Here is a 15,648-nt window from a genome sequence, read left to right on the forward strand (position 1 = left end):
TAATAAGGAGTAAATATGGCTTTTATCACTAGTTATGCACAATTAAATAAAAAATATAATCTTAATTTTAGTGATAATAATTATGGTTTTAGTTGAGATATTTTTAAACAATTTGTTGGTGATGAATGAGCAGAATATTTTACTACTAATTGTTTTTATCGTTTTATTCCAACTGCACGGGGAACAAGAAAAACTTGAAATTGTTTAGCATTTGATTTATTTATATGTTGTAATTTTAGTGATAGTAGTGTTCAAGAAGTAAGAAGATATGAAAATACTCATAGTGAAACTACAATTGGTGCTTTAATGAATGTTTGTCAAGTTTTATTAGATAAATATAATATTAATTTATTACCTAATAATCCACATGGTATTAAATGAAAAATAACTAAGGATGGTGGATGTATTATTTTTCCTAATAATCAACAAATTGACTTTATTGGTTATGCTAATGGTAATAAAATTTTTGGAAAAGAAGCAGGTGGGTCAAGTTTTTTAGGTTCAAGAACAGATGAAATTATTATGGCAGAAGAAAAAGAAACACTAACAGAAAAACAATTAACATATCGATATGAACGTTTACAAAACTCTATGTTTAGAAGTAATCGTATTAAAGTATCAAAAGAACCTATTAAAGAATGAAGTTGAACGTTTATTGATAAAAATATATATAGTCCTAATTTTGGAAAAAAGATTACTCGCTATTTTTATAAAAGTTTTTTTATTACTTTTACATGTAATCCTTATGATAAATACCATCCATTTTATTTAAAATACTGTACGCCATTTTTACCATTAAATGATAAAGTGATGGAAAATCTTAAAAAAGTTGGCAAAATTTATTATGAAAATCAAGATATGTTTAGTGGTTTAGGTTTATTTGTTTTAAGATTTACTATTCAACCGTTTTGAAATAAATTACCAGATATTCAAAAAAGAACATTATTAGAAATGAAAAAAAGTAATCCTGATGAATTTAATACTGTTTTTTATGGTTTTGAATTTTTAGATAGTGATGCAACAATTTTTCCATTTCAAAAAACTGTAAAATATTGACAATCATATGACTTAAAACAATTTTATAATCAAGAAAAAGAAATGTATAAATTTGATTTTTATAGTGTTGGTATTGATTGAGCTACGGGACCAAAAGACCATACTGTATTTATGGTAGTTGGTTTTAAAGAATATAATAATACTGGTTATTATGATGCTTATATTATTTGTGAATTAGTAGTTACTCCAAATGATTTTATTAATGAAAATGAAAAAATTAATGCTTATGTTAATGAAATTTTAGGATTAATGGATAATTTTGAAAATTTTGAACAAGCAATTTATTTTTATGATGATAAAGCACGAACTGCCATGGATTGATTAAATCAAAAATTAATAGATGAACAAAATACAATTTTAATAACACAAACTGCTATTAAACATGCTTCAAATTTAAATCAAGAAGCCGGATTAACTAATAGAGTAGTTTGAATGAGAAATATTATGAGTTATGGAAACTTTTATGCAAATAAAAATGATTTACCAAAAACTACTCAATGTTTAGAAGAATTACGTTATGATGAAACAAAAACTAACATTCCTGACAGAAATATGTATCAAGACCCATATGATGCATTATTTTATGTACTATATCCATATAAAAATGTAATTAGGGGTAAAAATAATGCTACTGTGAAAAAAAGTATCTTCACATTTGCTATATAATAAATAATTTCAATATTATTAATAGTATAGGTCTCACAAAATAAACGCTTTTAATTTAGGCGTTATTTTGTATTTAAAAGCATACTTGTAAAAATAATCAAAAATAGTACAATTTATAAGTAAAATCAAGGAAAAAAGGAGTAATTTAATATGAAAACATGAATAAAAACAAATTTAAGTAAAATAACATTAGTATTAGCATTAACTGGTGCTACAACTGGAACAATTGGATTAATCATGGGGGGGGTGCTTACCCATAATATGGAAAATTCATTTTTAAAACCAAATGGTGAAAGAGTATATGGTGATACTACAATTTGATGAAATAAATGATATAGCCCTGATAAAACTAGATTGTATTTTTCAAAAATTAAGCATCATGATGAAGATATAAAATGAGATGGTACTTACACAAATAATTATTTTGAATAATTAAATTTCTAAGTTAATATAAGAAATATTTTCATTATATTTATCGAATAAATTAATATTTTTTAAATCAATTTCTTGTTTATCTGTTATTAAAATAAAATCATAATTTTCAGCACCAAATATTCCACTAATTTCAATCCGATTTAGATTATTAATCGGATTTTCGATTTGTAATTCAAATTCACTATTATTATCAATTTGTGATATTTCTTTATAAAATTCCAATTTAGAAAATAATTGAGATTTATTTGAACCATATAAATTTAAAGCATTTTCAATTTTATTATTACTAATGATTAATTTTGTAAAATATTTTCCATATTCACCATTTGCTAATGTTAAATCTGATGGAATTAATGAAGGTATATTATTAGTTTCTAGTTCATTGGTTATAGATAATCAATTAAATTGATTATCGTCTAATTTAAATAATTCATTTTGACTAATATCATTATTTCTTAGTTTAATGTTATTCATATCTGTAAAATCAAAATACTCAGATTTTAATATAACTTTGGTATCTTTAAATCTTCAAATATCTTTACCAGTAGGTTTTATTGGACTCGATTTTAATTCAAAATAATAGGGTAACAAAATTTTATTATCATCATTTAAACCTTTATTAATTGACATAATTGAATAAATATTATTTGATAACATAATTACTAGTTTCTTAAAAATATGAACTTGTGGTAAATTTATATAATTTGGATAATCCAATTTTCATTGTTTAAATAAATTAGTTATTACTTCTTCTGGTTTTTGTCCTTCAAATTTTGCTCTTAACTTTGCAATTTCATTGTCTGGAACACCTTTATCATCATATGTTGCACCATCAAAATTCCTATTATAATTATATGTATAACTTAGCATATCTAATAATAATTGTTGTAAACTATCATTAGTTGGTGCATCTTTTATTTCAATTTCAATATCATCAAATCTATTATTGGTTGCAACATATTGATAAAATTGACTTTCACCAGCAAAATTTCAAACTTCTTTATCTTTTAATTCTTTTTGTTTTTTTAATGGTCACTTACCATCTCAAACAGTACCCATTTCATATCCTAATCAAGCATGTGTCACTCTTGCGTTTTTAATAACTTCTCTTCTTGTTTCAGTTCCACTACTAATTTTAATCAAATCTAAAACTGATTTTTCTTGGCCTATAAATTCTTTTGCTAAATTTCAAGGTAATATTTGTTCACTAAATCATTGTTGTAATATTCTAACTTTTGGCTGAGTTTCAATAGGCATTGATAATAGCGGAAATGCTATCTTATCTTTAACAAATAACTTTGGGTATACTTCCATATTGTCAATTTCACCAAGTACCTTTATATTACCAAAAATCATGCTTCTAGGGGCTTTAATTTTTAAACCAATAACTTTTGTATCTTTATCTAATGGTTTTTGTAATTTAATAATGATTGGATAACCATCTCTTGTTTTAAAATCTTTAATTTTAATAATAGTTATACTTTTAGTACTTCTTGTTTTTGGATTTTGATAAGGTTGTGAATAATTATTAATGATATATAAATTATCAATATTATTTTCAGTTAATGGTTCATTAATAGATACAGCATATAACTTAAATTGATTTAATAAATTTATTTCTTGAAATATTAAATTTTTAATATCAGTCATACTATATTCAATTGTATTGTCATTAATATTAGTACTTGCTCTTTGATTTAATTGCATAGTAAAGTCTGATGTTTCAACAGCAATAGTTTTTAATACTTTATCAATATCAATAAAACCAATTTTAATAGTATTTGCTGAAAATCTTAAACTATTATTTTCATTATTTTTAAATAAACGCTCAATTTCATAAATATATATGGTTCTTTTTTTAAATTCATCATATGCTCTATTAATATCTGGGTCACTAGTAGCGCGCATCATATTAGTAAAGTCATAAGGAATATTATCAATTAAATAATCATTTTCTACTTCTGCTTGATTAAGTTTAGTTTGTTTCTGTGGAAACTTCGTTTGTGGTTTGTTGTTGTTTTCCATTGTTCTCTCCTATTAATTGGTTATTTTCTGGATTAAATAATTTTAACTTAACTGTTAAATTATTAATTTCTTGTTCATCATTAATATTAAATGTTTTACTATTTAATAAGTCTTTATCTAAACGTACTAATATTTGAATAAATTTAAGAATATCAATATTAAATTGTCATAATTTTTGTTCAATATAATTAATAGTTGAAATATTTACAGCTGTACTTTCTGGAACTGATTGTTGTGCTGATTTCTTTTGACTTGGTATATGAATACCACAACGTTTAAATATTTCATTAACATTTCAATCGTATATATCAGTTAAATTTTTACCTTTAAAATTACTATTTGTCATATTAATATTTTCATTTTGTTCATTATTATCTCCACCACTTTTAAATATGTAATTTTTAGTAACCAAAGTTCTTACTGCGTCTTCTATTAAAGATTGAACATTGCCATAAGTTTGACTAAATATAAATTTAGGTGAATTTAAAATGGTATCTAAAACAATTTGTTCATAAATAACATCTAATGCTTTAATTTTATCCATTACTTTATTACAATCTGCTAGCTCATTTGCTTTATTTCTCATAATTGCTATTGGTATATAGTTAATATTTAGTGTTTGTTCTTGTGCTAAATTAGGATTATTAATGAATGATTTAAAATCTAATGGAAATTGTTTTTTATTATCACTAATACTATAAATTGCACGATTAATTGTTACTTGTTCATTATTTAATGTATAAATTTCAAATAATCTTACCATTTGTGCATTTTGTTCATAACTATCATAAAAAATAGTACATTGAATTAATTTACCAGTAATATCATAAACTCTTTGTTGTATATCAACGACTTGAAAATATAAATCATCATTAGCAATAAAAATTAAATAACCACTAATTCCTAATTTACTTAATTTAAAAATAGAATTTCAATTTTTTCTATAAAATTCTTGTTGAATTAAATATTGTTTAATAGTTTCATTATTTATTTCTAATGGAGCATTATATAAATTAGCATTATTTTCTGCTACAAAATCAGTAAAATAAGTTTCATGGTTAAAATCATTAAAACCAAAATAACTTAAAATAGAAGCATGTGTACTTTTACCTTTTAAAAAAGTTAATTTAGTTTTTTCTTCATTATTAGTACTTTTATCTTTTCTTAAAAATCTACCTAACATAATATTCACCACCTTTCTTTAAAATATTTGATTAATTTTTAATACAATTTTTACTATAATAAATATAATTAAACCAGCAACTGCAGAAGATAATAAAACTCCAATTAAACCTAAAATAATTTTTATTATTTTAAAAAACATAATATTATTCCTGCAATTCTTCTAATTTTCATACATTACCATTTCTTGAACCTTTTACAGTAAAAATAGTAATCAATTTAGATTGATTAAGAGATAAAATTATTATATTAGTACTATCATTATAAGTGTGCATTGGTACACTAATCGTTTTTTTATCAGTTATAAAAAATTCTAAAATATTATAAACTGGATTATATATACTTCAAGAATAATAAACTCTATAATGTTTATTCTCTTGAAAATCATAAGTAATTTGTCAATTACCTATTTTACTTTTTTCTCTTGTTCCTACTTCTTTTCAATTTGAACGACTTGGACTTGGTTTTGGAGGAATATCTTTTAATTCAATATCTCAATTATTTTCTTCTATTTCATTAGTTTCTAAACTTTTTGAATTAATTTTTATAGGTTTATCTATATTAATTACACTTGGTGAATTAATATCTAATGTATTACTTTTAATTTTATAAATTTTATTATTTGTCTTAGGCTTATATATTTTAGTTCCTAGTTTATTTCCATCTAGATTAGTTACTATTCAAGAATTACCATCAAAATATGATAGTATTAATTCATCATTTTCAGGTTGGACACTTAAATGAGCTTTAATTTCATTAGTAGAATTTGAGTAATAACCTGCTGAATCAATAGCTACATTATGGGCTGTTGGTACTGCACCATAAAAGAAAAATACTCCTTTAAGTCCTTGACTGTTTGACATATTAGGTGACCAAAAAATTTGATAATATGTATTTCTTGTTAAAATCATTGATTTTTGTTCTTCTCATTGTGGATTATTTAAAAAATCTTGTGGTGTTACCAAATAAGAACTTACAGATATTACATTATCTTCTGTAAGATTAATACCATGGCCAGTAATTAATTTATTTTGTTTATTATTAGTTAAGGCTGTAATATTTTTCTGTTGTTTAGCAGAAAAATCACAAGTTGGTGCATGTGTATAATCACCAATTTGTGGATTATTTTGTAGTGCTTCGGGTGGTAATGTACCAATTTCATCAGGTCAATCTAAAATCATTGTTTCAGTTTCTTTATCATAATCTGTTGCAACATAACCTTTATTAATAAATTTACTAACAGGACCTCTATATATTTCATTTTCATTATCATCAACTAAATCATCATATAATTTAATTTGTTTTGATAATGTAAATTCTTTTTGTTGTTCAATTAATTCATCAACTTGATTTCTAGTATAAAATGCTTTTAAATCAATTTTTTCAACATCTATTTCATCATCATTATAATTTGATAATATTTGTTTTAATTCTGTTAGTCTTGCCCATATTTTCATTCTACTTGGTGCTAAATCTCATACATTAATTGTTGGAATACTACTTGCACTAAATTGACTACCATTATTAAACTGAATAGTAGCATCAACATTAAATTCAATCGGTGTACGATTGAAAACTCAATGTTCAGTGGTTACATATACCATATCTCTTAATGTTTCTTTAATTAATTCATCTTTGAAACTATCAAAAGGAAATTTCGATAAAATAAAACCAAGATAAGCATTAATATCATTTTGAGCACGAATAGCAAAAGTTTTAAATCAATCATTAACATTAGGTCATGTTTGTATGTATTGCTGTGGTGTTTCTGTAATTTTTCCAGTTAATGGATATCAGTTATTATAATTTTCAAGACTGACACCAGTTCAAAGTTTATTAATCATATTTTATCATTCCTTAAAAAATGCTTGTTTATAATGATGAGTATGTTTTTTTGTTTTTTTATGTGTTATATGTTCAATTTCTTTTTGTATTTTATTTTTACCTTTTTTTATTTTTTTCTTACTTTTTGTTACAACTTGACTATATGCAAACTTTTCTAAATGATGTAATAATCCAGTACCAAATAAAGTATTAACACTAAATTTTAAACCAACATTTTTAAATGATTTGTTAATATTTTCAATAGGATTATTAATAACATTTACTACTTTATGATAAGTTCTAATAGTTCTAAATATTTCTCTATATACTTTAAAACTATCTCTAATTACTTGTTGCACCACTGGTGGAGCAAATGCTATTGCTTTTAATCATTTATTTTGATTAACTCCATAACCAATGTATCAACCACTATATCAACGATATCAATGGAATGGATGTATTTGAGTAACAAAAGTTTTTGCTTTAAGAATACTATCAACAACTGTAATTGGTTTATATTTAGGATTGCGATGATAAATAGTAATTGCACATTTATCTAATGACAAAGGTTGAATTTTACAACCCATAAATACTGGTGAATTTAATGGAATTAATTGTGCGTGTTTAATTGCTCTTTTTTCTGCACTAGTAAATAAATCAGTTGCTTTTTCTTTTAATTTCTGAATTTTTTCAAATACTTGTTTTTCTAACTTTTCAAATTTTTCTTGTAATTTATATATACTTTCTCGTATTTTTTCAAAATATGGTGTATCTTTTCAAAATTTATTTAAACCTTTTTTTAAATAAAATCTAATATCAAAATATTTAAAAGTTTGATTTGCTTTTAAAACAAGTTGATGAATAACATTATTTTTAAAATTAAATTTAATAGCATTAGCACGAATTTTTTGTAAATCTAAAATTAAAGTTTTTCCATATCTATTTTCTGTATGTATTGTATGAACTAAATTTAATCAATCATGTTGATTCATTTTTAATACTTCTTTTAAATCAGTATTAAATTTTTTTAAAAAGTTATTTGCTTTTTCAATATCTTTAATTTTAAATTTAGGAGTTAATTGTGGACTTAATTTTATTAATGTATTTTGTAATAATAAGTGTTCCATTAATTTTTCTGTTTCTAGTTTTTGAAAATTATTCTTATATTGTCTTTCAGCAACATATCCTAAATCTCGTAATACTGTTTCACGATTAGGAGTAAAACTATAATTCATTAAATAACGTTTATTACCAATAATTTTATCTGTTAAAATTTCTTTTCCACTTACTTGACTAATAATTTCTTGTAAGTTTTTTGCTTCTTTAATACCAACTTGTTCTAATGTTTTAGTTTTTTGTGCTAACTTAATAAATTTAGTTGTACGATAACCACGACTAATTTTATTAAGTCCAGCAAATGCTGGTAATATATTAAAAAAAGTATTTAATGGTGTTAGATTTCCTTTTAAATAATCATAAACTTGATTAATAGTAAAATCAGTTAAAAATTCTACACCAACAGCACTAATACTAGCAATTAAATCACTTGCACCTAATCCAAGGGCTACACTTTCACTTAATCCACCAGTAAAAGGAGCAAGTGCTACTGCTATAACTTGTACACCAATCATTTCTAAAATTTCTCATCAAAAACTTTTATTTTCTTGTTGGTTACTTGTTCTAGTATGTTTTGGTTTATTTATGTTTAAAAGTATTGCTGTACTAGTTGTACCGATTGGCATAATATTAATTTCCTTTATTTAAGAGTTATTTTAATTGGATTTGTTGTTCCTTTATAATTTAAGTCATTAACATTAGCAGTAATGGTTATATATAAGTCACCTGCTTTTTGTTTTTGATTACTTACATTAGTTTTTCCTTGTGCATCACTAAAATATTTAATAGTTGGATTTGTTAAATTAGGATTTAATGATTTAAGTTCATTAGTACTTTTTATTTGTGTATTTAATTCACTATTATTGTTATTAACATTTGCAGTAATATTAGTTGTTAAACTTGTAATTTTAGTTTTTAAATCATTTTTATCATTATTAACAATTGCACATAACATTCAGCGTGAAGTTGTTTCTTCATCTGTTATATAGGGTATTGATTCACCAGTTACTTCTCCACCAACTAAATATCTTCTTCCAACTTTACCATCAGCAATATCTTGAACATATACAACTGTATTTTGTAACATATATCTTTTCATTGCTCTTGGTGTTGCTAAAACAAAAGACATAATTTTAGTTTCATTATTATCAGTAAATGTCATATAATCATCCATTACAATTTGACATAGTACACCTTTGATGTATAAATCATTTCCATTTAATCTTAATTGTTGAGCAATTTGATTATCAGTAATTAGACCTTTGTTATTGGCTAAATAAACAATAGTATCATAAAGATTATTAGTAATAAAAAAACGACAATTATTACTATTTCTTAGTTGAAATAAAGTATTTCAAGCATCTAACATTGATTTTAAATATCCTAATGGTGTTTTATCAGTAATGTCTATTTTAGTTGCATATTTTGCAATTACATTTGTATCATTATTTGCTAAATAATCTGCTAAGTCATTAGCAACTTCATATTGCATTGTATTTAATAAATTTTGTCCATTTTCAGCATTTAAATCAACATTAGCAATTATTTCACCCGCAACCGCTTCTTCTTTAATTTCTTTTAAAATTTTAACAGTTTCAGCATAACTAACATCTAATCCTTTGCTTTTATCATTTCATTTTAATACTTTAATTTCTGAATTTTTTGGTTTTTTAACTATAAATTCAATTTTTGTTGAATTAACCATTTCGATAGGAAAAAAACTTGCTCATGGTGAATTTGATTGTTTATAAAATTCTATAAACTCTGGTGCTTCTACTAATTTTTCGGTATTATCTAAATTTTTATTGAATTGTATTGCCATTTTTTGATTTCCTTTCTGTTATAAATTATTATTTTTTTTATAATCCAATAATGTACTTTTTATTGAATTTTGTTGATTTGTTATTATTGTTTGTTGTTTACCACCTGTATTAATTATTTCTTTAAATACTGGTTGTTCTTTAATCATTTTTTTAATAGTTTCTTCAATTTTTGAATTTTCTATATTACTTGTTGTAAATTTTAAATAATCATAAAATTCAGTTTTAACTTGATATTTTTTAAATATATTAATTATTTCTTTTTCTTTAATTTCTTGATTAAGTTTATTTAACTTATTTTCTGCTTCATTAACTTTATTTTCTATTTCTTGTTGAGCATTATTTTCAGTTAAAGGTTCAGTTGTTTGTTGAACATTATTTTCATTTTCTAACATTTACATCACCACTTTTTTATTTATTTTCTTTATTAATCTTTTCATTTAATTTTGCTAATTTTTTTTGATGTTTGATAATTTTGTTATTTGCTCTAACATGTTTTGGAGTTGTGATAAATCTTTTTAATAAAACAATAATTTCTCTGCAAATTAATGTTCCAACACTTGTTCCAATAATTATTAATTCATGTAAAAATTCTTTCATCTCAATATTTTCCTTTCGATTATTTATTGTTTATTTTTGATTATTCATCAAATTCACCTTTAATAATTCTTTCAATCATACATTTTGCATCTATTAAAAGATTTGCAATTAAACGTTCATTCAGTCGTATGTCTTCTAAATCTTTTTCATGTTGTTTTAATTTTTCATTGTAATATTCAAGTAATTTTTCTTTATTCATAAATTATTCACCTCCTTTATAAATTCATGTGATTATAATCTCAATTTAGTGAAGCATTATCATGATTTAATGGTACTTCGCTCATATTATCACTACCATATTGACTGGTTGTTTCACTATTAATTGAAAATCTATTATCATTAATTAATCTTGAAGTTTCATTATTAAATGATGTTTCTTGCATTTCTTGAATATGATTAGTTGTTTCCATAGGTAGTAAATTATGGATTATTTCACTTGCACCAGCAATTATGGTAGGTACTGCATAAGCATTATTAAAATCATTATTAATACCCATAGCAACACCACTTGATATTAAACATCCACCAGTTGCCATATTACAAATCTTTCTTATTGTTTCAAATTTATTAGGTATTAACTCAGTTAATCCACTAATAAGATTTGATATACCATAAGCATTTAAACTAATATATGTATCTCAATCCATTAATGACTGATTTTCTTGTTTATTTAATAGTAATCATGGAGGACCCTCAGTTGTAGTTGTAGTAGTTATTGGCATTGGTGTTGTTGGAATAATTGGAGTAATATTATTCTTTGTTCATTTACTATAATTTGCTAATCCAATTGTTCCTAATCCTAATGCTATTTTTTTAGAACTATTAATTAATTTAGTTTTAGTATTTGGTCTTTGATTTAAATTTCAAATATCTAAACCTAATTTTTTACCAAATAATAAACTATTAATTGAACCTAATACTGGATTTGCAATTACTTGACCATAATAAGCACTTGTACCAATCATTGCACAAATTGGACTTATTCCAGTTCTAATTAATTTAGTTAAAGTATAATTTGATTGTGTATTTTCATTTGGCATTATTTAACTTCTCCGTTCATATTCAATAATTTTTCTAAAACATAATGATTTTTATCAAATTCTTTAATAAGTCATTTTTTTGTTTCTGATGGATTTTTAGTAACAAGAATTAATCTTTCTATCATATAAATTAATTCTTGTTTATCTGTTCTATCAAAAATTACTTTTAAAATTTCATCTAACATAATTTATTCTCCTTTAATTTGTTTTAAATCATTTAATAGTTCTATAAATTTTTTCATCTCTTTTGAATGATAATCAATCATTAAATAATTATCATTTCAATTAAACATTACACATGTTTCACTTGTACAAAATTCAACATTATCAATAAAAAATAATTTTTCGTCTACATTTCATTTAATTAAAAATTCGCGCTTAGTCATGGTTATTATCCTTTAATTTCTAATTTTTTAACTGTTACTTTAATTCAACCTTGATAAACATCATTATCACCAACTATTAATGCAACATTACTTTCTGGGTCAGAAACAATTATGTGTTTTGATTTAACATTTGGATATTGTCTTAAAATAATTGCTCTAATATCATTACTTGTATGAATTGCTTTGGGAAATGGTGATAATATTTCAATTTCATCTTTATTTTCAAACAAAGTAGGTAATATTATCATTAATTATTCTCCTTATTTTCAATTTGATTAGCAATTTCACTTAATATTTTTAATACTTTATATTCATTTTTTAATTCTTTAATAATAAATAATAAAAATATTATTAGTGTTATGCTGGTTATTAATATTGGTACTATTAATAAAATTTCTCATAATATCATTTTTTACTCTTTTCATTTTTTAAATCATTTAACATTAATTGAACAAAATGCACGATTTTTTTGAATATTTAAAGTATTAAAGATTTCACCAGTTACTATAATTTCATCGTTTTTGTTTAATAAAATACAGCGTCTATAAAGTTTTGGTTTATTAAAAATTAAAGTAACATAGTTTAATCCATTTCATTGACCACGAACACTATAATATAATTCTTTATTACCTTTTTCGTAATATTTTGCTTCAATAGTGTTACTAAGTTTTACTGTTAATTTGACATAATTTGTTTTATCTTTCATTTTTATAATTTCCTTAAATAATTATCAAAAATTAATATTTTTTTATGATTTTTTAAATAATATTGAATATGTTTATAAGCATCTTGTTCATGTTTTGTTAATTTTATATTTCCTTTATAATTTTCTATTTTAGTTTTATTTTTTGGTTCACTTTCTAGATAATCTCAATTTATAACATCTTGTACTAATACCATTAATGCACCAATAATTTTAGGGGTTGCTAATGGATTAGTTAATAATTGTTTTGAACTTAAAAAGAAATTTTCTACAATAACTAATATTTTTTTATCAATAAATTTTTCTTTAATTAATTGAAATTTTTCTTTATAAATATTTTTAGTTCATAAAACAGTTAATGTATTGAATGTTTCATTAAAAATAATATTATTAGTTTCATTTGAATATATAACAATTCCATTATTACCAATACCAGCAGGGTCAATTCCAATAATTAAGTCATATTGCATTATTAATCAAATTCTTTGGATTTTATTTTATTAATTAATAATTCAATAATATCAACTGAACCTTTTAATTGATTTTGATAAAATGTTTCTTTTTCTTTTTTGTATTGTTCTATATAATGACCTAAAAATATATTTAATGAACAAATTAAATTTTTCTTATATTCATTAATAACTTCTTTTTTAAAATCTTTTTTTAATTTTTCTTTATATTTATTAATAATTTCTTTTTTAAAATCTTCTCTTAATTTTTCTATATTATTTAAATGTTCTTCTGTTATTTCTTTACTACGTTTTTTCTTATATTCATTAATAATTTCTTGGTCTTTAACAGCAAATGGTTTTTCTTTATTCATTATTTATACCCCCTACTTAACTTAACATTTAAGATACAGTCATAACAAATTGCTTTACCGTTTTTGTCTCTTAAAAAGTTTTTTCTTGTTTTTATATCATTAGTATTAAAGAATAAATAATCTAATTTATGTTGTTTACATGTTCAACAAAAATACTTTTTCATTATGAGTTGAAATTTGCTTATAAGAAGTAACTAAATAATTAATTGGTAAATCATCATGTTTATATGGATTATTTATTTTAAAATCTTTTCTGTTTTCTTCTCACGTAATGTTATATTTAAAACAAGGATTAGTAATTTTAGTTTTGTTATCTGTTATTTCACCGATAAATTAACTATTATGCTGTTCATAAAATTTTAATGGTTCAAGTTTTATATCATTAAGATAATATTCTTTTGGAGCGGTTGGTTTATTAACAGTTATTTTTTGGTCTTTAATATATGGTTCTAATAATTTTATTAATTCATTACCACTTAATTCTCTTTTAATATTTTCTAAATTAAAAACTCAATATGTATATTTATCATCAGCAATAAAACTATTATTTTTAACCATTCATTTTGGACATTGTAATTTATATTCACCATAATCAATAAGAATAGATTGTGGTCTATCTTTAACAATTTGTTCTTTTTTAAATTCTATTTGCATAATAATCCTTTCCTAATATGTTCTGTTGCTTCTAGCATAAAGAACATATATTTTGATTTTTAGATTATTAATAATACTACTATTCGTTTTATTCATTCCAGCAATTCTGGGCTCAAAAATAAATTGTGAAATTTTAAAAAGAAATCGAGGCATTCGATTCAATATTTATTTAATTTATGTTTAATAAATTAATATTTTAATTGAACCGGCACCGCTCAATTTTTTTTACAAGTTTGAAATTTATTTTCTCGCCCAAAAAAATTTTTCAAAAAAAATAAAAAATAAAACCAACACTTGCTCACTGGGGAGTGGCAAGGTTGGTTAAATAAAGAATAGAATTAATACAATAGGTCCCTACAACAGGTCTATATATACTAGTTTCCAATTCGCTCCCACCCCAAGAATTACCATTAATGGTTAGTATATTTTATTAGGTATCACTCCACTTTTTATTTATCCATGCAAGTCCACATGTTCTAGCTACTATTTTTAACAACTGTGTTGTAGTTCACTTTTTTAGTTCCCTAACACGTGTTGATAATAGCGTTAAAGAGGGTTATTAATTATTAACTTTCTCCTACTTGGTCACTGCGTGTAGTAGATATTTAAAGGATGTTAATAATAAAAATTTTAAAATTTTACAATTACACAAAAAAAGACAAGATTTTTATTCTCGTCTTTTGTCATTTATTTTTAATTCAAGGGTAAAAAAAGAAAGGAGCTATTTTTAAAACTTTTTAGTTACCGACATCTTCGACACGCTCCCAAAATATTTACTTCTTAGTGACTTCAGCAATTAATTGACCAACCGTTACTTGTTCATCATCTTTTACTACTTGCTTTACAACATAACCTTCCATTGTTTCATTAATGAAAACAATTGGTGTTGTTACTTTTTTACCTTTATTCTTAACTTCTTGTAAATTAGCAACTACAATTACTTCTGATTTTTTAATTGGTTTACCTTGTTCAGCTTTAATATCAAAGCCCTTACCAGCTAATTCAACAGTATCAATACCAATATGAACTAAACATTCAATACCTGTATTTACATCTTTAATACCATAAGCATGTCCTGTATTAAATACTGTTGCTAATTTTCCATCAAATAGTGATACAAATTCAACTCCATCTTTACCTTTATATTCAGGGATAATAGCAAAACCAGTCCCTAACATTTCCTGAGCAAATACTGGATCTTCAACTTTACTAAGGTTAATAACTTTACCAGTAACTGGTGCATAAATTAATAAAGGTAATTGTTTTTTTTTCTTGAAAAACATATGTCGATTCTCCTCAAAATTATGTAAATTAGATG

General features: G+C 23.2%; 21 protein-coding genes. 2 read left to right on the forward strand and 19 right to left on the reverse strand.

The window, feature by feature from the left end; translation table 4 throughout:
* Positions 1–15 precede the first annotated feature (15 nt).
* Together AACL05_RS04085 and AACL05_RS04090 are read left to right on the forward strand one after the other, a co-directional pair.
* Positions 16–1,722, forward strand: a complete 1,707-nt coding sequence (locus AACL05_RS04085) for a hypothetical protein (protein ID WP_338986006.1) — start codon at positions 16–18, stop codon at positions 1,720–1,722.
* A gap of 150 nt (positions 1,723–1,872) precedes the next feature.
* Positions 1,873–2,154: a hypothetical protein gene (locus tag AACL05_RS04090; protein WP_338962856.1), complete on the forward strand. Its 282-nt coding sequence runs from the start codon at positions 1,873–1,875 to the stop codon at positions 2,152–2,154.
* On the opposite strand, the gene AACL05_RS04095 is transcribed toward AACL05_RS04090, so the two are convergent.
* The 19 genes from AACL05_RS04095 to AACL05_RS04185 form a co-directional block, all read right to left on the reverse strand.
* Positions 2,155–4,182, reverse strand: coding sequence for a hypothetical protein (locus tag AACL05_RS04095; protein WP_338962857.1), 2,028 nt, complete (start codon positions 4,180–4,182; stop codon positions 2,155–2,157). It lies immediately after the preceding gene.
* On the reverse strand, positions 4,133–5,365 hold the full coding sequence (locus AACL05_RS04100) for a hypothetical protein (protein ID WP_338962860.1): 1,233 nt from the start codon (positions 5,363–5,365) through the stop codon (positions 4,133–4,135). Before AACL05_RS04100 ends, AACL05_RS04095 begins: the two co-directional genes overlap by 50 nt.
* Before the next feature lie 18 nt (positions 5,366–5,383).
* On the reverse strand, positions 5,384–5,506 hold the full coding sequence (locus AACL05_RS04105) for a hypothetical protein (RefSeq protein ID WP_255495889.1): 123 nt from the start codon (positions 5,504–5,506) through the stop codon (positions 5,384–5,386).
* Between the two features lie 4 nt (positions 5,507–5,510).
* Positions 5,511–7,208: a hypothetical protein gene (locus AACL05_RS04110; RefSeq protein ID WP_338962863.1), complete on the reverse strand. Its 1,698-nt coding sequence runs from the start codon at positions 7,206–7,208 to the stop codon at positions 5,511–5,513.
* A 3-nt stretch (positions 7,209–7,211) separates the two neighbouring features.
* Complete coding sequence (locus AACL05_RS04115; protein WP_338962866.1) at positions 7,212–8,930, reverse strand: hypothetical protein; 1,719 nt, start codon at positions 8,928–8,930, stop codon at positions 7,212–7,214.
* Between the two features lie 14 nt (positions 8,931–8,944).
* Positions 8,945–10,126: a hypothetical protein gene (locus AACL05_RS04120; protein ID WP_338986003.1), complete on the reverse strand. Its 1,182-nt coding sequence runs from the start codon at positions 10,124–10,126 to the stop codon at positions 8,945–8,947.
* Between the two features lie 18 nt (positions 10,127–10,144).
* Positions 10,145–10,519 (reverse strand): hypothetical protein, encoded by a 375-nt coding sequence (locus AACL05_RS04125; protein WP_338962871.1) that lies wholly within the window; start codon positions 10,517–10,519, stop codon positions 10,145–10,147.
* 16 nt (positions 10,520–10,535) lie between these two features.
* Complete coding sequence (locus AACL05_RS04130) at positions 10,536–10,724, reverse strand: hypothetical protein (RefSeq protein WP_174480113.1); 189 nt, start codon at positions 10,722–10,724, stop codon at positions 10,536–10,538.
* 40 nt (positions 10,725–10,764) lie between these two features.
* Positions 10,765–10,923: a hypothetical protein gene (locus tag AACL05_RS04135; protein ID WP_338962874.1), complete on the reverse strand. Its 159-nt coding sequence runs from the start codon at positions 10,921–10,923 to the stop codon at positions 10,765–10,767.
* A 16-nt stretch (positions 10,924–10,939) separates the two neighbouring features.
* Positions 10,940–11,764, reverse strand: coding sequence for a hypothetical protein (locus AACL05_RS04140; protein WP_338962877.1), 825 nt, complete (start codon positions 11,762–11,764; stop codon positions 10,940–10,942).
* Positions 11,764–11,949, reverse strand: coding sequence for a hypothetical protein (locus AACL05_RS04145; RefSeq protein WP_338961813.1), 186 nt, complete (start codon positions 11,947–11,949; stop codon positions 11,764–11,766). Before AACL05_RS04145 ends, AACL05_RS04140 begins: the two co-directional genes overlap by 1 nt.
* A 3-nt stretch (positions 11,950–11,952) precedes the next feature.
* Positions 11,953–12,150, reverse strand: coding sequence for a hypothetical protein (locus AACL05_RS04150; protein WP_338962880.1), 198 nt, complete (start codon positions 12,148–12,150; stop codon positions 11,953–11,955).
* A gap of 5 nt (positions 12,151–12,155) precedes the next feature.
* A complete protein-coding gene (locus tag AACL05_RS04155) occupies positions 12,156–12,398 on the reverse strand; it encodes a hypothetical protein (RefSeq protein WP_338962882.1) in 243 nt (80 codons plus the stop codon).
* Positions 12,398–12,559, reverse strand: a complete 162-nt coding sequence (locus tag AACL05_RS04160) for a hypothetical protein (protein WP_338962885.1) — start codon at positions 12,557–12,559, stop codon at positions 12,398–12,400. The genes AACL05_RS04155 and AACL05_RS04160 overlap by 1 nt, the downstream gene beginning before the upstream one ends.
* Positions 12,560–12,562: 3 nt before the next feature.
* Positions 12,563–12,856 carry a hypothetical protein gene (locus AACL05_RS04165; protein WP_338962887.1) on the reverse strand — a complete coding sequence of 98 codons (294 nt, stop codon included), beginning with the start codon at positions 12,854–12,856 and terminating at the stop codon, positions 12,563–12,565.
* A gap of 2 nt (positions 12,857–12,858) precedes the next feature.
* A complete protein-coding gene (locus AACL05_RS04170) occupies positions 12,859–13,323 on the reverse strand; it encodes a hypothetical protein (RefSeq protein WP_338962889.1) in 465 nt (154 codons plus the stop codon).
* Positions 13,324–13,325: 2 nt separating this feature from the next.
* Positions 13,326–13,676 (reverse strand): hypothetical protein, encoded by a 351-nt coding sequence (locus AACL05_RS04175; RefSeq protein WP_338962892.1) that lies wholly within the window; start codon positions 13,674–13,676, stop codon positions 13,326–13,328.
* Between the two features lie 333 nt (positions 13,677–14,009).
* Positions 14,010–14,330, reverse strand: a complete 321-nt coding sequence (locus AACL05_RS04180) for a hypothetical protein (protein WP_338962897.1) — start codon at positions 14,328–14,330, stop codon at positions 14,010–14,012.
* 773 nt (positions 14,331–15,103) lie between these two features.
* Positions 15,104–15,613, reverse strand: coding sequence for a PTS glucose transporter subunit IIA (locus AACL05_RS04185; protein ID WP_338962965.1), 510 nt, complete (start codon positions 15,611–15,613; stop codon positions 15,104–15,106).
* Between the last annotated feature and the right edge of the window lie 35 nt (positions 15,614–15,648).

The organism is Spiroplasma endosymbiont of Thecophora atra (assembly GCF_964019735.1).
GTDB classification, from domain to species: Bacteria; Bacillota_I; Bacilli_A; order Mycoplasmatales; family VBWQ01; genus Spiroplasma_E; species Spiroplasma_E ixodetis_A.